This window comes from Roseococcus sp. YIM B11640 (assembly GCF_049727625.1).
Taxonomy (GTDB): domain Bacteria; phylum Pseudomonadota; class Alphaproteobacteria; order Acetobacterales; family Acetobacteraceae; genus Roseococcus.
This window is the reverse complement of the sequence record NZ_JBBJOZ010000002.1, coordinates 40,111-55,426: the sequence shown is the minus strand read 5'-3', so window position 1 is coordinate 55,426 and position 15,316 is coordinate 40,111. Positions and strand designations below refer to the sequence as shown.

Annotated in this window: 18 protein-coding genes and 1 tRNA gene; 12 read left to right on the top strand and 7 right to left on the bottom strand. The window is 69.6% G+C overall.

The features are described 5' to 3' along the window. Nucleotides 1-24 precede the first annotated feature (24 nt). From WJM96_RS07705 to WJM96_RS07695, 3 genes are read right to left on the bottom strand one after another with little or no spacing between them, the layout of a single operon-like run. The gene (locus WJM96_RS07705; protein WP_424811888.1) at nt 25-552 is read right to left on the bottom strand and encodes a hypothetical protein; all 528 of its coding nucleotides are present in this window, start codon (nt 550-552) and stop codon (nt 25-27) included. 32 nt (nt 553-584) lie between these two features. Then, nucleotides 585-2,039, bottom strand: coding sequence for a GntP family permease (locus WJM96_RS07700; protein WP_424811887.1), 1,455 nt, complete (start codon nt 2,037-2,039; stop codon nt 585-587). Nucleotides 2,040-2,042: 3 nt separating this feature from the next. After that, entirely contained in the window at nt 2,043-3,086 is a 1,044-nt protein-coding gene (locus WJM96_RS07695) for a patatin-like phospholipase family protein (protein ID WP_424811886.1), read from the bottom strand. A gap of 277 nt (nt 3,087-3,363) precedes the next feature. Here WJM96_RS07695 and WJM96_RS07690 point away from each other — a divergent pair, with 277 nt between their 5' ends. From WJM96_RS07690 to WJM96_RS07675, 4 genes are all read left to right on the top strand, one after another. Further along, nucleotides 3,364-4,404 carry an AI-2E family transporter gene (locus tag WJM96_RS07690; RefSeq protein WP_424811885.1) on the top strand — a complete coding sequence of 347 codons (1,041 nt, stop codon included), beginning with the start codon at nt 3,364-3,366 and terminating at the stop codon, nt 4,402-4,404. Between the two features lie 58 nt (nt 4,405-4,462). Further along, nucleotides 4,463-4,537: transfer RNA gene (locus tag WJM96_RS07685), tRNA-Asn, on the top strand. 123 nt (nt 4,538-4,660) lie between these two features. Then, on the top strand, nt 4,661-5,011 hold the full coding sequence (locus WJM96_RS07680; protein ID WP_424811884.1) for a hypothetical protein: 351 nt from the start codon (nt 4,661-4,663) through the stop codon (nt 5,009-5,011). A gap of 67 nt (nt 5,012-5,078) precedes the next feature. After that, on the top strand, nt 5,079-5,465 hold the full coding sequence (locus WJM96_RS07675; RefSeq protein WP_424811883.1) for a VOC family protein: 387 nt from the start codon (nt 5,079-5,081) through the stop codon (nt 5,463-5,465). 6 nt (nt 5,466-5,471) lie between these two features. Here the strand turns inward: WJM96_RS07675 and WJM96_RS07670 are convergent, their stop codons facing one another. Genes WJM96_RS07670 through phnF form a run of 3 tightly spaced genes read right to left on the bottom strand, consistent with a single transcriptional unit; the run spans nt 5,472 to nt 8,318 of the window. Then, nucleotides 5,472-6,410 carry a glycosyltransferase family 2 protein gene (locus tag WJM96_RS07670; protein WP_424811882.1) on the bottom strand — a complete coding sequence of 313 codons (939 nt, stop codon included), beginning with the start codon at nt 6,408-6,410 and terminating at the stop codon, nt 5,472-5,474. A gap of 19 nt (nt 6,411-6,429) precedes the next feature. After that, on the bottom strand, nt 6,430-7,560 hold the full coding sequence (locus WJM96_RS07665; RefSeq protein ID WP_424811881.1) for an alpha-D-ribose 1-methylphosphonate 5-triphosphate diphosphatase: 1,131 nt from the start codon (nt 7,558-7,560) through the stop codon (nt 6,430-6,432). A gap of 2 nt (nt 7,561-7,562) precedes the next feature. Then, a complete protein-coding gene (gene phnF, locus WJM96_RS07660) occupies nt 7,563-8,318 on the bottom strand; it encodes a phosphonate metabolism transcriptional regulator PhnF (RefSeq protein WP_424811880.1) in 756 nt (251 codons plus the stop codon). A 65-nt stretch (nt 8,319-8,383) separates the two neighbouring features. On the opposite strand from phnF, the gene phnG reads away from it, so the two are divergent. From phnG to WJM96_RS07620, 8 genes are read left to right on the top strand one after another with little or no spacing between them, the layout of a single operon-like run. Continuing rightward, a complete protein-coding gene (gene phnG, locus WJM96_RS07655) occupies nt 8,384-8,818 on the top strand; it encodes a phosphonate C-P lyase system protein PhnG (RefSeq protein WP_424811879.1) in 435 nt (144 codons plus the stop codon). Then, entirely contained in the window at nt 8,815-9,384 is a 570-nt protein-coding gene (phnH, locus tag WJM96_RS07650; protein WP_424811878.1) for a phosphonate C-P lyase system protein PhnH, read from the top strand. The genes phnG and phnH overlap by 4 nt, the downstream gene beginning before the upstream one ends. Then, entirely contained in the window at nt 9,384-10,487 is a 1,104-nt protein-coding gene (locus WJM96_RS07645) for a carbon-phosphorus lyase complex subunit PhnI (RefSeq protein ID WP_424811877.1), read from the top strand. The genes phnH and WJM96_RS07645 overlap by 1 nt, the downstream gene beginning before the upstream one ends. Continuing rightward, a complete protein-coding gene (locus WJM96_RS07640; protein WP_424811876.1) occupies nt 10,484-11,341 on the top strand; it encodes an alpha-D-ribose 1-methylphosphonate 5-phosphate C-P-lyase PhnJ in 858 nt (285 codons plus the stop codon). Before WJM96_RS07645 ends, WJM96_RS07640 begins: the two co-directional genes overlap by 4 nt. Next, nucleotides 11,338-12,111: a phosphonate C-P lyase system protein PhnK gene (phnK, locus tag WJM96_RS07635; RefSeq protein WP_424811875.1), complete on the top strand. Its 774-nt coding sequence runs from the start codon at nt 11,338-11,340 to the stop codon at nt 12,109-12,111. The genes WJM96_RS07640 and phnK overlap by 4 nt, the downstream gene beginning before the upstream one ends. Further along, nucleotides 12,108-12,806: a phosphonate C-P lyase system protein PhnL gene (phnL, locus tag WJM96_RS07630; protein ID WP_424811874.1), complete on the top strand. Its 699-nt coding sequence runs from the start codon at nt 12,108-12,110 to the stop codon at nt 12,804-12,806. Before phnK ends, phnL begins: the two co-directional genes overlap by 4 nt. After that, nucleotides 12,803-13,936 carry an alpha-D-ribose 1-methylphosphonate 5-triphosphate diphosphatase gene (locus WJM96_RS07625; RefSeq protein ID WP_424811873.1) on the top strand — a complete coding sequence of 378 codons (1,134 nt, stop codon included), beginning with the start codon at nt 12,803-12,805 and terminating at the stop codon, nt 13,934-13,936. Before phnL ends, WJM96_RS07625 begins: the two co-directional genes overlap by 4 nt. Nucleotides 13,937-13,938: 2 nt before the next feature. Then, complete coding sequence (locus WJM96_RS07620; protein ID WP_424811872.1) at nt 13,939-14,610, top strand: DUF1045 domain-containing protein; 672 nt, start codon at nt 13,939-13,941, stop codon at nt 14,608-14,610. Here the strand turns inward: WJM96_RS07620 and WJM96_RS07615 are convergent. After that, nucleotides 14,607-15,173, bottom strand: a complete 567-nt coding sequence (locus WJM96_RS07615; RefSeq protein ID WP_424811871.1) for an EF-hand domain-containing protein — start codon at nt 15,171-15,173, stop codon at nt 14,607-14,609. The genes WJM96_RS07620 and WJM96_RS07615 overlap by 4 nt on opposite strands. Nucleotides 15,174-15,316 lie beyond the last annotated feature (143 nt).

Below are 15,316 nucleotides of genomic sequence, written 5' to 3'. Positions count from 1 at the left end.
CGGCGCATCATCTGATTCCCGAATTCAGCCGGCGCGACTGTCCCGTTGCGCCTGGGCGTTCTTGCCCGCCTGGGAAACGCTACCGATCCGACCGCCGCTGACAATCCCGCGCGGGCGGTTGCTGGCCTTCGATGTCATGCCCGGATGGGCCGTCCGGCCGGGCTTCGGGTGATGAGCCTTGGCCTCCTGCCGCCGTGCCAGGGCACCGCGCAGGGCGGCCAGCGCGCGCTCGCGCTTCTCGGCGTCGCGGATATCCCCGAGACGGGCGTTCACGCGCTTCAGGCCGCGCGCGAAAATCTGCTTCTTCTCGGCGAGCCCGCGTTCCCCTGCCGATTCCGTGGTCGAGCCGCGGGGGTCCGCCTTGCCGCGATGAATGCGCCGACGGCCGCGCAGGATGTCGCGAAGCCGGCCGTGCTGCGAGCGAAGCCAGCGTGCCAGGGTGACGAGTTCCTCGCGCTCCAGCGTCCCGAGGTCGGGGAAATGGCTCCGGATGACCTGCGGCATCTCGTCTTCCGTGAGATGCCGGCGCTCGGCATTAAAATGGCTGCCCATGTTCTTGCTTTCTCCTTGTTTCCGTCAGCAGCTTAGAAGGAACCGACGAGGCTGCCGAGCATGATCACGACGACCAGCGCGGCCAGCGCGCTGACGATGCAGGCCATCACGATATCAAGGTAGCTCTCGCGATGCGTGCAGCCGCAGACACCCAGTAGGGTCACCACCGCGCCATTGTGCGGAAGGCTATCCAGGGTGCCCGCGCCGATGACCGCGACGCGGTGCATCAGGCCCGGATCGATCCCCTGCTGCGCCGCAATCTGCATGTAGGTCGGCCCCAGCGCGTCGAGCGCAATGGTGAGCCCGCCCGAAGCCGAGCCGGTCAGCGCCGCCAGCACATTGGTCGCGACTGCCAGGGAGACGAGCGGCCCGCCGCCGATGCCCAGCACCCATTCCCGGACCCCGGCGAAGGCCGGCATGGCGGCGACGACCGCGCCGAAGCCGACCAGGCTCGCTACGGCGAAGATCGGCAGGACGGCCGCATTGGCGCCTGCATCCATGGTCGCGCGCAGCGAAGGGATGCGGCGCCCGGCCAGAGCCAGGATGGTCAGGATGGCCGCCAGCAGCGCCACGGCCACCGACCAGACGCCCGCGACGGCGGCAAGGCTGGTGCCGCCCCAGCGCTCCTCGGCCAGGAAGCCCGCATCGAAGCGAGGCAGCACCAGGAAGGACATGATGAGGTTCACCCCCACCACCACGAGAAGCGGCAACGCGGCCGGCAAAAGGCCCGGCTCGGCCAGGGCATGCGAGCTGCGATGCGTCTCGGCCGGGTCGAAGGAGAGTGCGGTGGTCGCACGCTCGCGCAGGATGGGGTCGTCGGCCGCTTCGTCCGCGCCTCGCTCACCGGCGCCGCCGAAGCCCTCGCCCCGCGCCCGCGCCTTGGCCTCCGCGCGCATCAGCCACCAGAGGCCGATGCTCAGCATGACCGCTGCCGCGATGATGCCCAGGCCCGGCGCGGCGAAAGGCGTGGTGCCGAAGAAGGGCATGGGGATCGCGTTCTGGATCGCGGGGGTCCCCGGCAGCGCAGACATGGTGAAGGTCGACGTGCCGAGCGCGATCGCCGCCGGCATCAGCCGCCTCGGGATGCCGGAGGACTGGAACAGCGCCTGGGCCATGGGGGTGAGCACGAAGATCGCGACGAAGAGGCTGACGCCGCCATAGGTGACGGCCGCGCCCGCCAGCACCACGGCGATCATGGCCCGGCGCTCGCCCAGGCGCACCGTCATCCAGCGCGCGATGGCCGCGACCGCGCCGCTATCCTCCATCAGCTTTCCGAAGAGCGCCCCGAGCAGGAAGAGCGGGAAGAACTGCGCGACGAAGGCCGCCGCGCTGATCATGAAGGTCTGCGTCCAGTGGGCCAGCAGCGGCTCGCCGGCGAAGGCGGCCGCCACCAGCGCCGCGATCGGCGCCAGCAGCAGCACGCTCCAGCCGCGGAAGGCTAGCCAGACCAGCAGCCCCAGGCCAGCCAGGATGCCGAGCATGCCCATGGGTCAGCGGCCCGCCAGCAGCTGGTCGATATCCAGCGTCGAGCGCGTTCCGACATCGGCGCCCTTGGCCACCAGGAACTGCTCCGCCGCACGCCGGCCCTCGTCGCGGAGCATCGTCAGGAAGTCCCACTCGGCGTTGAGCTTCGAGGAGGCGCCGAGGTCGGTCAGCAGATCGCTGCGGACCAGGTGGACGCGCATATTGGCCCAATGCGCCGTTTCCGCATTGCCGGGATCGGACACCTTGCGGAGCAGCGCGATCATCCGCAGCTCCTTCAGCAGGACGGCATTGAAGGATACCTCGTTGAGGCGGTTCAATATGTCGCGCGCCGAGCGCGGCGTGCCCGCCCGCTCCACCGGGTTGATGCCGACGATGATCGTGTCGTCCGACACGCACTCCTCCATGAGCGGCGTCATGGTCGGATTGCCGGAGAAGCCGCCATCCCAATAGGCCTCGCCGTCGATCTCCACGGCCTGGAACATGGTCGGCAGGCAGGCGGAGGCGAGCAGCGCCTCGGGCGAGAGGTCGGCGTTGCGGAAGACACGGCCGCGCCCGGTGCGAACATTCGTCGCCGTGATGAAGAGCTTGATCGGCGCGGCGACCAGGGCCTCGAAGTCGATGACCTCGGCCAGGATCTCCTGCAGCGGGTTGGGCGGAGCGAAGGGAACGTCGTAGGGCGAGAAGAGCCGGCTCATGACGTCCATCGCCACGTAGCCGGGCGAGTGGTCCAGCGACCAACGGTTCAGCAGCACATCGACCGGGCCGCGCCGGAACGGGCTGAGGGCCGCGCCGGCCGACACCCGGCGCCAGAACATCTCCAGCCGCTCCCGGGCGCCCTCGGGGCCGCCGCGCTGAAAGCCGTCCACCAGGACGGCGGCATTCATCGCGCCGGCGGAGGTCCCGGAAATGGCCTCGATTTCGAAGCGATCCTCCTGCAGCAGCCGGTCCAGCACGCCCCAGGTGAAGGCACCGTGCGAGCCGCCGCCTTGCAACGCCAGATCGATCAGCACGCGCCCTTGCGCGGCTACAGGCTTCGCGGTCCTCGCCATGCATCCTCCGGTGCTGGGCAACCCGTCGCCACGAGCGAGGGGGCCGGTCAATATCCTGGCCATGGCACGGCCGGGACGAAATCATCCCATGCCATGACCCCTCGCCCGTTTCCCCGGAATAGGACGCAGATTATCGTCCGCGGCCGAAAGGCGGGGACCGCCCAGGCGTCCCATAGCTGGGCAAGTTGTCTCATTCCAGGGCAAAGTTTCGTGTCCCCTGCCCGCCCGCTGGCGAGTCCCGCTTGCCGCGCGGGGAGCTTCCTGGCGAAGGTGCCGCATGATGATCGGAATCTGCACGGCGATCCTGTCTGCCGCCGCGCTCTACTGGGCCCAGTCCATTCTGGCGCCGGTGGCCTTCGCCCTGTTCCTCATCGCGCTGGTCTGGCCCATCCAGGCGCTGTTCCGGCGCGTGCTGCCCGGGGGCCTGGCGATGCTCATCACCGTGCTGCTCGCCATGGTGGCGGTCGTGGGGCTGGGGCTGGTGGTCGCCTGGGCCTTCGGCAGCGTAGCGCAATGGGTCGTGGGCAATTCGTCGCAGATCCAGCTTCTCTACCTCCGGAAGCTGGAATGGCTCGATGCCCACGGCATCGGGGCCGCGCCGCTGGTGTCGGACCTCTTCAGCTCCCGCTGGCTCGTGCGGGTCGCGCAGGAGGTTACGTCCCAGCTCCATGGCCTCGTGAGCTTCACCGTCGTGACGGTGGTCTTTCTCGTCCTGGGACTGATGGAGGTCTCGATCGTCGACCGGCAGCTCGCGCGCATGCCGGGCCGGGTGGGCCCGACGCTGCGCCTGGCGGCTATCGAGACCGGCTCGAAGCTCCGCGTCTACATGATCGTCCGGACCGTGATGAGCGTGGTGACCGGTGTGGCGGTCTGGGCCTTCGCCCGGCTCATGGGGCTCGAGCTCGCCGCCGAATGGGGCATGATCGCCTTCGTCCTGAACTACATCCCCTTCATCGGCCCCCTGGTCGCGACGCTCTTCCCGACGGTCTTCGCCATCCTGCAATTCGAATCCTGGCAGACGGCCGTGGTCGTGTTCCTCTGCCTGAACGTCATCCAGTCGGTCTCGGGCAGCTACATCGAGCCGCTGCTGGCGGGAAAGCGGCTCGCGATCTCGCCGTTCATGGTGCTGCTGTCGGTCTTTCTCGGCGCGTTCCTCTGGGGGGTGCCGGGGGCCTTCATCGGCGTCCCGGCACTGATCGCGGCCCTGACACTGTGCCGGCACTTCTCCGGCGCGCGGTGGGTCGCGAATCTGCTCTCTGGGCAGGACGCGCCGGCGCCCGGTGATTCGCAGCCGGAAACCCAGCTTTCACCTTTGTGACGGGGGTGGTGTTGCGTCCCCCGCGAGGGGCTGCTAGAGGCTGGCCCGCCCAAGGCGATCCGGCGTGGCGCAGCGGTAGCGCAGCGGACTGTTAATCCGTTGGTCGTAGGTTCGAATCCTACCGCCGGAGCCATTCTCTTCAAACGAGAATTCTCCCTCCTCGGGCCTCCACTCACCGCCTCATTCCCGCCGCCCCGAAGCCGCGACCTTGCCGCCTGGCCCGCGTTACCTCAGCCCGTAGGAACGAGGTTTCGCCATGACCGCACGAACACCCCGCAGGGCCCTGCTGGCCCTCCTCTCGCTTGGTGGCGCCGCCACGCTGGCTCCGGCGGCGCGCGCCTATGACGATGACCGCTGGCGCCGCGAGGAATGGCGCCGCCGGCAGGAGGAAGAAGACCGCCGCCGCTACGAGGAGGCGCGCCGCCGCGAGGAAGAACAGCGCCGACACTGGCAGGAGGCCCGCCGCCGGGAAGAGGAGGACCGCCGCCGCTGGGCCGAGCAGGAGCGCCACCGCCGGGAAGCGGAACACCGCCGGCATGAGGCGGAGATGGAGCGCTGGCGGGTCGAGGACGATCGCCGCCGGATAGAGGACGCCCGGCGCTGGTGATAGCCGGCGCCCCTCTGGACCCATCGGCGCGAGCGGCTAGGCTCGCGCGGACAGAGGAGGACGCCCGATGGCAAACTTTACGTTCGATCACATCCACCTTCGCAGCCCCGACATCGAGGCGACGGCCGCCTGGTTCGAGGAGAAGCTCGGCGCCAAGGTCTCGCGCGTCATGGCGCAGGGCCGGCCGCGCATGGTTCTCACCCTCGGCGGCACAACCATCCTGATCAATCAGGCGGATGCGAACACCGCCGCGCCGCCCTCGGCCCCGAACCAGGGCGTGGACCATTTCGGACTGGCGGTTCAGGGCCTCGACGAGGCGGTGGCCGAACTCAAGGCCAAGGGCGTGCCCTTCACGATGGAGATCACGGAGGCGCGTCCCGGCGTGCGCATCTGCTTCATCCGCGGCCCCGAGAACATCTCGATCGAATTGCTGGAGCGCCAGCCGGGCGCCTGAAGCGCCTCAGGGGCGAGGCGGCACGCCGAGATAGGCGAGCCGCTTCATCTCGCGCCGGCTGTAGGCAACAGCCTCCAGCATCAGGCCCACGGCGAAGGACAGGAAGGCCGCCAGCATGATCGCGGCGGATAGCACGGCGGTGGGAAGCCGGGGCACCAACCCCGTCTCCCGGAACTCGAGGATCACGGGTAGCCCCAGGATCAACGAGACGAGCGCCAGCGCTGCTCCAGCCAGGCTGAAGAATTCGAGCGGCCTTTCGCGCCGGATCAGCGCACCGATCAGCCGCAGGATCAGGAAACCATCGCGCCAGGTCTGCAGCTTGCTGGCCGAATCCGCCGGCCGCTCGCCATACGGCGCCGAGATTTCGGCGATGGGAATCCCGAGCTCCAGGGCATGGATCATCAGCTCCGCCTCGATCTCGAACCCCGTGCTCACCGCGGGAAAGGTCTTCACGAAGCGGCGGGTGAAAAGCTTGTAGCCGGAGAGCATGTCCGTGGTGCGCGTTCCGAAAACCCGCCCGACAAGCCCGGTCAACAGCCTGTTGCCGAAGCGGTGGCCGGGCCGATAGGCCTTTTCCCCTGTCTCCAGGCGGGCCACGTTGACCATGTCATACCCGCCCTCCAGCGCCATGGAGATGAGGCGCGGGGCCGCCGTCGCGTCATAGGTCGCGTCGCCGTCCACCATCACGTAAAGGTCCGCCTCCACATCGGCGAACATGCGACGTACGACGTTGCCCTTGCCTTTGCGCTCCTCGCGCCGGACGAACGCACCCGCGGCGCGGGCGAGATCGGCCGTGCCGTCCGTCGAGTTGTTGTCGAAGACCCAGATTTCCGCCGACGGAAGCGCGGCGCGGAAATCGCGCACCACTCGCGCGACGGTCGCCGCCTCATTGTAGCAGGGAACCAGGACGGCGACGCGGGGTTCGTCAGACGGATCGGAGCGCATGGAGAGTAGGATGATCCGATCAGCTCATCCTTGTCGCCGCCGCCGGTGCCAGCCAGGCCAGTTCTCCCCGCGAAAACACCGCCGCGAGGCCGCCATCCGGCGTGACGAGCGCAAGATCCCCGCGCAGCCCCGGCGCGATCCGCCCACGATCGCCAAGCCCCAGCGCATCGGCGGCGTTGGACGACACCAAAGCCCAGGCCTGCGCGAGGTTCATGACGCCACGCGCCGCCATCCGGAACGGTGCAGCCAGCAGCGCGGGCCAGTGATAGTCGCTGGCCAGGACGGTGACGAGACCGCGTTCGGCGAGCGGCGCGGCGCTGGCCCAGCCCAGATGGCTGCCGCCCCGCACCACATTAGGGGAACCCATGACCACAGCCTCGCCCGCCGCACGCGCGTCCTGCGCGACCGGCTCGGTCATCGGAAACTCGCAGATGCCGGCACCTAGGGCCCGGAATAGCGCGCGATCCTCCAGCCTGGCGTCGTCGTGGCTGAGCATCGGAATGCCTGCCGCGCGCGCCGCCTCGGACATCCGGGCGCGCGACTGGGGAATCTCGTCCCGGCGGGCATAGGCCGCTTCCGCCAGCGCCCGGAATTCCTCCTCGCCCACCCCGGCGCGACCCGCGTATTTGCCGAGCTCCTTGGGATTGCCCAGCTTCTTGCGGATGCCGGGGGTGTGATCGTTGAAGCCGAGCAGATGCACCTCGCCGGCCGCCATCGCTGCCAGCGCCGCCGGCTCCGCCTCGAAATTATCGGCCTCGAAGCGGAGGTGAACGCGGATATCAGGCCCGGGCGGCGGTGCACGCAGCGCGCCGATCGTCGCCTCGAAGGCCTGAAGGGAGCGCAGCCCCGGCTCCCAGGACAGCGTCACCCCGAGATAAGCCGTTGTGATGCCCGAAGCGAGAAGCTGCGCGGCCGCGTCCCGCATCGCGAATCCGGCGGGGAAGTCGACATTGGGGCGCGGCTGCATGGCGCGCTCATGCGCGTCGCCATGGATATCGATCAGCCCCGGCATGACTATGAGGCCATCGGCATCGAAGCGACGATCAGCCGCGCCGGGCCCCACGGCAATCAGACCTTCCGCCAAAGTCACGTCGCCCGGCGCCAGCGCGCCGTCGCGCAAGACCGTTCCACCCGCGATGTTCCAGGACATGTTCACGACGCCTCCACGACCAATTGGGCGCGGCCAGCCGCATAGCGCGTCAGCGTGGCATCGACGGGCCGACCTTCGGCATCGACATTGACCGCCTCGGAGATCAGGAGCGGACGATTGCGGGATTGTTGCAAGACTTCGGCCTCCTCAGCCGTGGGCATTCGGGCAGTGATGCGGGTGATGCGCCGGCGATAGTCCGGAACCCCGGAACCAGCGAGCGCGCGCGTGATGGAAGGATCCTCGCGGAGCATGGCCGCGATCTTCGGAAAACGCTGGGCCGGGAAGTGGTGCGCGCCGAGCGCCACGGGCCGCCCATCGGCCATGGCGAGGCGCTCGGCCAGGATAACGTGACGGCCCGAACGGATCTCCAGCAGTTCCGCCACCCGGGCCTCGGCCGGGATTTCCGCGAGTCGCAGCAGGCGTCCGGCGGGCTCGCGATTCTGCGCGCGGATGATCTCGCTGAAGCGCGTGCGCGGCCCGAGCGGGTAATCCAGGACATCCTCCGCGACGAAACTGCCACGGCCCTGCTCGACCCGGACGATGCCGCGGCCCTCCAGCTCCTCCATCGCGCGCCGGATGGTGTGGCGATTGACGCGGAACCGTTGCGCCAGCTCGGTCTCGGTCGGCAGCCGGTCGCCGGGCGCGTGGTGCCCGGCGCGGATCGCCTCCTCGATCGCGGCACCGATCTGCCGCCAGAGGGCCACGCCCGCGCCGCGATCCAGCGCGGCGGGTCCGGGCGTCACAGAAGCTTCAACCAACTCATCGCTCCAGCCTGCCAGTTTCGCTTGACCTTACAGGGTCAGACGTTTAGTCGTCTATACAAATGATAGACCGTTCCGCATGGATGTCTATCCTCGCCCGAGCCTCGGCCGAGGATATGGAGCGCCTGATGGCAGAAGCCCCTGCCCTGCCGGCGCATCGTGTGATCCGTGGGCCCGAGATCGGGCTCACCATGCTGCGCGGCCGCGCCGGAGGTGACGGCTCCGCCTTCAACCTCGGCGAGGCCACGGTGACGCGGTGCTCCGTGAGCCTGGAAGACGGCACGCTCGGCCATTGCTGGCGCCTGGGCCGCGACAAGCGCGCGGCCGAGCTGGCGGCGATGCTCGACGCCGCGCTTCAGCAGGCGGCACTCCGGCCCGCGCTGCTCGCTTCCGTGATCACGCCGCTCGGCGATGCGCAGGCCAGTGCCGCTGCCCTGACCGCGCGCCGCGCCGCCGCCACCGAAGTCCGCTTCGCAACCCTGGCGGCCATGCGATGAAGCCCGCTTTCGCAGATCCCGTCTTCGGCGCGCAGGAAGCCTTCCGCGCGCTCATGGACGCCATGGCCCGCCCCGGCCGCATCCAGGATTGCGGGGTGCTGGCCGATCTGCCCGACGGCCTGTCGCCCGCTGCGGCCGCGGCGCTGCTCGCACTGGCCGATGCCGAGACGCCGGTCTGGACCGATGCCTCCGGCGAGGCGCGCGACTGGATCGCCTTCCACACCGGCGCGCCTCTCGTCGCCGAGCCCGGCGAGGCGCTCTTCCTGCTGGCGACCGGCGCGATGCCCGCGCTGGCCACCCTCGAGCTCGGCACCGACGAGATGCCGCAGGACAGCGCGACGCTGATCATGCAGACCGACGCCCTCGACGCCGGGACGGGCTGGCACCTGGCCGGTCCGGGGATCGAGCATGAGCACCGGCTGGCGGCCGCCGGCATGCCTTCCGACTTCGTCCAGCAATGGTCCTCGAATCGCCGGGCCTTCCCGCGCGGCGTGGACCTCGTTCTCTGCGCGGGCTCGAAGCTCGCGGCGTTGCCGCGCACGACGCAAGTGAAGGAGGCCGGCTGATGTATGTGGCCGTAAAGGGTGGCGAGGCGGCGATCGTCGCGGCGCATGGGTGGCTCGCCCAGCGTCGTCGTGGCGACGAAAGCCTGCCGGAACTCTCGCCGGCGCAGATCGAGGAACAGCTCGGTCTCAGCGTGGATCGCGTGATGGCCGAAGGCTCCTGCTACGATCGGGGCCTCGCCGCGCTCGCCATCAAACAGGCGCGGGGCGACCTGATCGAGGCCGCCTTCCTGCTGCGCGCCTACCGGAACACGCTCTCGCGCTTCGCGGCGGCCGAGCCGGTGGACACGGCGGCCATGCGCGTCGAGCGCCGCATCAGTGCGACATACAAGGATCTTCCGGGCGGTCAGGTGCTGGGCCCGACCTTCGACTACACGCACCGCCTCCTGGACTTCGCGCTGGCCGCCGAGGGCCTTCCGCCGGAAGCGCCCGAGGAAGCCGAGGCTTCCGGCGCCGCCATGCCGCACGTCACTGAGCTTCTGGCGCGCGAAGGCCTGATGGCGCGCGACGCCGTGGCGGGCGAGGAGACCCCGCCCGACCTGACGCGCGAGCCCCTCGCCTTCCCCGCCCCGCGTCCGCTGCGCCTGCAGTCGCTCGCACGCGGGGACGAAGGCTTCCTGCTCGGCCTCGGCTATTCGACGCAGCGCGGCTATGGCAACGCGCATCCCTTCGTGGCCGAGCTCCGGATGGGCGAGGTCGAGGTGATGCTGGCGCCCTCCGAGCTCGGCTTCGCCGTCTCCATCGGCGACATCACGGTCACCGAATGCCAGATGGTGAATCAGTTCGCCGGCAGCGCGCAGAATCCGCCGCAGTTCACGCGCGGCTATGGCCTCGCGATGGGCCATGGCGAGCGCCGCGCCATGGCGATGGCGCTGGTCGATCGCGCCCTCATGGCCCGGGAGATGGGCGAGGACACGACGGCGCCCGCCCAGGACGAGGAGTTCGTCCTGCTGCACGCCGACAACGTCGAGGCGACGGGCTTCGTCGAGCACCTAAAGCTGCCGCACCACGTCGATTTCCAGAGCGAGCTGGAGAAGCTCCGCAGCATCCGCGCGCGCTGGCACGCCGATCGCGCGGCGAACCCCGTCGCGGAGGCCGCGGAATGAACGCCATCACCCCTCGCAACCGCGCGGATACCGCCTACAACTTCGCCTATCTCGACGAGGCGACGAAGCGGATGATCCGCCGCGCGATCCTCAAGGGTATCGCGGTCCCGGGCCATCAGATTCCCTTCGGCGCGCGGGAGATGCCGCTGCCCTATGGCTGGGGAACCGGCGGCATCCAGGTGACGGCGGCCATTCTCGGACCCCGCGACGTGCTGAAGGTCATCGACCAGGGGGCGGACGACACGACGAACGCCGTCTCGATCCGCCGCTTCTTCGCCCGTGTGGCCGATGTGCAGACCACCACCCGCACGGCCGACGCGACGATCATCCAGACGCGCCACCGCATCCCCGAGCGCCCGCTGACCGAGGGGCAGGTGATGGTCTTCCAGGTTCCGATGCCCGAGCCCCTCTTCCGGCTCGAGCCGCGCCTGACCGAGACCCGCCGTCTGCACGCGCTGGGCGACTACTCGCTGGCCCAGGTGAGGCTCTACGAGGACATCGCGAAGCAGGGCGAGAGCGGTAGCGCCTACAACCATCCGGTGATGGTCGGCGGCCGCTACCTGATGTCGCCTTCGCCCATTCCGGGGTTCGACAATCCGAAGCTGCACAACTCGCCCGCGCTCATGCTCTTCGGCGCGGGGCGCGAGAAAAAGATATACGCCGTGCCGCCCTATACGGATGTCCGCAGCCTCGACTTCGAGGACCATCCCTTCAAGCCGATGCGGGCGCCGCAGCGCTGCTCGGCCTGCGGCAGCGCCACAAGCTACCTCGACGAGATCATCGCTGACGACAAGGGCGGGCGCATCTTCGTCTGCTCCGACACCGACCATTGCGCGGAGACCCAGGGCCGATGAGCGCACCACTTCTCGAGGCCTCGGGCCTGCAGCTCCGCTTCGGCGCCGTCCGGGCGCTGGACGGGGTGGATATCGAGATCTTTCCGGGCGAGGTCGTCGCCATCGTGGGCGAGAGCGGGTCGGGCAAGTCCACCCTGCTGCGCGTGCTGGCCGGCCAGCGTAACGCCGAGGCGGGCCGCGTGCTCTATCGGGACCCGGCCGGCGAGGAGCTGGACATCCATGCCCTCAGCGAAGCCGGGCGTCGCCAGCTCATGCGCAGCGACTGGGGCTTCGTCCACCAGAATGCGCGCGATGGGCTGCGCATGGGCATCTCCGCCGGCGGCAATATCGGCGAGCGGCTGATGGCGGCCGGCAACCGCAACTACGGCCACATCCGCTCCACGGCCGCCGAGTGGATGGGCCGTGTCGAGATGGACCCCGGCCGCATCGACGAACCGCCGAAGAACTTCTCGGGCGGCATGCAGCAACGCCTTCAGATCGCACGCTGCCTCGTGACGAGCCCCCGCCTCGTCTTCATGGACGAGCCGACGGGCGGGCTCGACGTCAGCGTGCAGGCGAAGCTGCTGGACCTGATCCGCAACCTGGTCTCCGAGCTCGGCCTCGCGGTGTTCTTCGTGACGCACGACATCGCGGCCGCGCGCCTGCTCTCGCACCGGATCGTGGTGATGCGCCATGGCCGCGTGGTCGAGGAAGGCCTGGCCGACCGGGTACTGGACGATCCGCGCCACGCCTATACGCAACTCCTCGTTTCCTCGGTGCTCGCGGCATGAGTGCAGCTCTCAAGGTCGAGGCCCTGGCCAAGGGCTTCACGCTTCATCTCCAGGGCGGTATCGGCTTCCAGGTTCTCCAGGGCGAGGAGCTGACGGTGATGCCGGGCGAGTGCGTGGCGCTCGCCGGCCCCTCGGGCGCGGGCAAGTCCACGCTCATGCGCTGCCTGCAGGGCAATTACGGCGCCGATGCCGGGCGCATCCTGCTCACCCATCGGGGCGGAGTGGCCGATCTTGCCAGCGCCGACGCGCGGCTGGTGCGCGAGATCCGGCGCGAGACGCTGGGCTATGTCTCGCAGTTCCTGCGGGTCATTCCCCGCGTCTCGGCCCGCGACGTGGTGGCCGAGCCGCTGATCGAGCGCGGCATGCCGCGGGCCGAGGCGCAGGCACGCGCCACCGCGATGCTCACCCGGCTCAACCTGCCCGCCAGGCTGCACAGCCTGCCACCAGCGACCTTCTCGGGCGGCGAGCAGCAGCGCGTGAACCTCGCGCGCGGCTTCGCGCCGCATTATCCCATCCTGCTGCTGGACGAACCCACCGCCAGCCTCGACGCCGCGAACCGCGAGGTGGTGATCGGCCTCATCCAGGAGGCCAAGGCGCGCGGCACGGCCCTCGTGGGAATCTTCCATGACATCGAAGTGCGCGACCGGGTCGCGGATCGCCTGCATGACATTCGTCCCCTAGAAGAAGCCGCATGACGGAAACAATCCTGACCCACGCCCGTATCGTCACTCCGGAGGCCGTGGTCGACGGCACGCTGACGCTGCGCGACGGCATCATCTCGGACATCCAGACCGGACGCTCCTCCAGCCCCGCCGCGATCGATTGCGGCGGCGAGTTCATCATTCCAGGCGTGGTGGATGTTCATACGGACAATCTGGAGCGCCAGGTGCAGCCCCGCGTGAATGCCCGCTGGCCTTCGCGCTCCGCCTTCGTGTCGCACGACGCTCAATGCGCGGCGGCGGGCGTGACGACGGTGCTGGATGCGCTTTGCCTCGGCGACCTGGGCTTCGACCAGGGGCGCGACCAGACCTTCCGCGACGGCGTGGAGGACCTGACCGCCATGTCCGCCACCGGCCTCATGAAGGCCGAGCACCTGCTGCACCTTCGCTGCGAGCTGCCGGCCCGCGACATGCCGGGCGCGCTGGAGCCGGTCGCCAGCCATCCGCTGGTGGCGATGGTCAGCCTCATGGACCACTCGCCGGGCGTCGGGCAGTACCGGGACCTCACGCGCTACCGCGCCATGCGCATCCGCCAGACGCGGATGAGCGAGGACGAGGTGGAACGCCGCATCGCGGCCCTGCAGGAGCAGCGGGCCGAGCTGCGCGAGAAGCAGCGCCAGCTGGTCATCGACCTTTTCGCGGGGCGCGGCATCCCGCTCGCCAGCCATGACGACGAGGACGCTTCCGAGGTCCGCCGCAACGCGGAGGACGGCATCCGCGTCAGCGAGTTCCCCGTCACCATGGAGGCGGCCGAAGAGGCCGCGCGCATCGGCGTCGGCGTCATCGCGGGCGCGCCCAACATCGTCCGTGGCGGAAGCCATTCGGGCAATGTGGCGGCGATCGACCTGATCCGCGCCAATGCCGTGAACGTGCTGGCCAGCGACTACGTCCCCCCGGCGCTGATCGAGGCGGCTTTCCACGTGGCGGACGAGATGGGGCTGCCCAAGGCCGTCGCCATGATCACCTCCGGCCCCGCGGCGATGTGCAAGCTCGAGGATCGCGGTGCGCTGGTGCCGGGCCTGCGGGCGGATCTCGTGCGCGTGGCGCGGCATGGGACCATGCCCGTGGTGCGGCAGGTGTGGCGCTCGGGCGAACGGATCGCCTGAGCATGCACCGCGTCGCCGTGTACTATGCGCCAGAGGCGCAGGATCCCCTGCACGCTGCTGCCAGTGTCTGGTTGGGGCGCGACGCCGAGACGGGCGCGACCCTGGCCCAACCTAACCTGCCGGACGTGGCGGGCATCACCGCGGACCCGCGCGGCTATGGCTTCCACGCCACGCTGAAGCCGCCCTTCCGGCTGGCGAATGGCTATGAGCGTTTCCTCGCCGACCTCCGGCAATGGGCGGCGGACGCCACTCCGTTCGAGCTTCCGGCGCTGTCGGTGCAGGATCTGAAGGGATTTCTCGCGCTGCGCGAGACGGCGCCCTGCCCGCCCCTCCACGCGCTGGCCGATAGCGCAGTAGAGGCTCTGGACGGGCACCGCGCCCCACCGACGGAAGACGAGCTCGCCCGGCGGCGCCGCGCGAAGCTCAGCGAGGCGCATGAGGCACTGCTCGCCCGCTGGGGCTATCCTTACGTGATGGGCGAGTGGCAGTTCCACATGACGCTGACGCGCCGCCTGACGCCCGATGAGCGTGACATCTACAAGCCCGCGGCGGAGGCGCATTTCGCCGGTATCGCGGACATTCCCCGAAAGGTCGAGGCGGTCTGCGTCTTCACGCAGGCCGCCCCGGGGGCTCCGTTCCTGATCGGAGAGAGGATCAGTCTGGGAGGTCGTTAGCGCGCCGGCTGCGCGGGCGCGTCCGTAGGCGCCGGGCGGTCGCCGTGGCGGTGATGCCCATGGTGATGGCGCGGCGGGCGGGGCATCTCCTCACGCGTCACCGCACCGTCACCATTCGCGTCCAAGCCACGGAAGCGCGCCTGGGCGAAGGGCTCGATCTCAGCCAGGGTCACGACGCCGTCGCGGTTGGCGTCGAGGCTGCGGAACATGACGCCGCGCATCTGCTCCATCCTCTCCCCGCCCTGGTGGCGGGGCGCCTGGCCCTCGGGGCGCACGCGGCGCAGCTGCGCGAATTCCTGCACCGTGAGGCCGCCGCTGCGGTCCGCATCGGCCGCATTGAAGCGAGTGGTGATCACCGCCCAGGCTTCGTCCCAGGTGACGCGGCCGTCGCTATTCGTGTCGAACATCGCGAAGATCCGGCCACCGGGCACGCGCTCCGGGCGGGCGGAAGGCGTGGCGGACGGGGCGGATGCGCCCGGCTGAGCCGGGGCCGCCGTCTGGGCCAGGGCGGCGCCACCGCCGAGAAGCATGGCACCAATCGCCAGGGTCTGAGCGAATTTCATCGTGGTCTCCAGTAAGGGCCGGCGAAATGCCTTCCCGATGGAGTGGAAGATGGGGTGTGTTTGTAACGGAGGCGTGGCGAACACGGTCTCGAGAAGTGAGGAAATGTGACGACGCTTCCGGAATGGCGAAGTCCTTCAGGCGT

Excerpts from the sequence above, each read along its gene's own strand:
- WJM96_RS07705 (WP_424811888.1), bottom strand. The coding sequence starts at position 552 with ATGGGCAGCCATTTTAATGCCGAGCGCCGGCATCTCACGGAAGACGAG.
- WJM96_RS07700 (WP_424811887.1), bottom strand. The coding sequence starts at position 2,039 with ATGGGCATGCTCGGCATCCTGGCTGGCCTGGGGCTGCTGGTCTGGCTA.
- WJM96_RS07695 (WP_424811886.1), bottom strand. The coding sequence starts at position 3,086 with ATGGCGAGGACCGCGAAGCCTGTAGCCGCGCAAGGGCGCGTGCTGATC.
- WJM96_RS07690 (WP_424811885.1), top strand. The coding sequence starts at position 3,364 with ATGATGATCGGAATCTGCACGGCGATCCTGTCTGCCGCCGCGCTCTAC.
- WJM96_RS07680 (WP_424811884.1), top strand. The coding sequence starts at position 4,661 with ATGACCGCACGAACACCCCGCAGGGCCCTGCTGGCCCTCCTCTCGCTT.
- WJM96_RS07675 (WP_424811883.1), top strand. The coding sequence starts at position 5,079 with ATGGCAAACTTTACGTTCGATCACATCCACCTTCGCAGCCCCGACATC.
- WJM96_RS07670 (WP_424811882.1), bottom strand. The coding sequence starts at position 6,410 with ATGCGCTCCGATCCGTCTGACGAACCCCGCGTCGCCGTCCTGGTTCCC.
- WJM96_RS07665 (WP_424811881.1), bottom strand. The coding sequence starts at position 7,560 with ATGTCCTGGAACATCGCGGGTGGAACGGTCTTGCGCGACGGCGCGCTG.
- phnG (WP_424811879.1), top strand. The coding sequence starts at position 8,384 with ATGATAGACCGTTCCGCATGGATGTCTATCCTCGCCCGAGCCTCGGCC.
- phnH (WP_424811878.1), top strand. The coding sequence starts at position 8,815 with ATGAAGCCCGCTTTCGCAGATCCCGTCTTCGGCGCGCAGGAAGCCTTC.
- WJM96_RS07645 (WP_424811877.1), top strand. The coding sequence starts at position 9,384 with ATGTATGTGGCCGTAAAGGGTGGCGAGGCGGCGATCGTCGCGGCGCAT.
- WJM96_RS07640 (WP_424811876.1), top strand. The coding sequence starts at position 10,484 with ATGAACGCCATCACCCCTCGCAACCGCGCGGATACCGCCTACAACTTC.
- phnK (WP_424811875.1), top strand. The coding sequence starts at position 11,338 with ATGAGCGCACCACTTCTCGAGGCCTCGGGCCTGCAGCTCCGCTTCGGC.
- phnL (WP_424811874.1), top strand. The coding sequence starts at position 12,108 with ATGAGTGCAGCTCTCAAGGTCGAGGCCCTGGCCAAGGGCTTCACGCTT.
- WJM96_RS07625 (WP_424811873.1), top strand. The coding sequence starts at position 12,803 with ATGACGGAAACAATCCTGACCCACGCCCGTATCGTCACTCCGGAGGCC.
- WJM96_RS07620 (WP_424811872.1), top strand. The coding sequence starts at position 13,939 with ATGCACCGCGTCGCCGTGTACTATGCGCCAGAGGCGCAGGATCCCCTG.
- WJM96_RS07615 (WP_424811871.1), bottom strand. The coding sequence starts at position 15,173 with ATGAAATTCGCTCAGACCCTGGCGATTGGTGCCATGCTTCTCGGCGGT.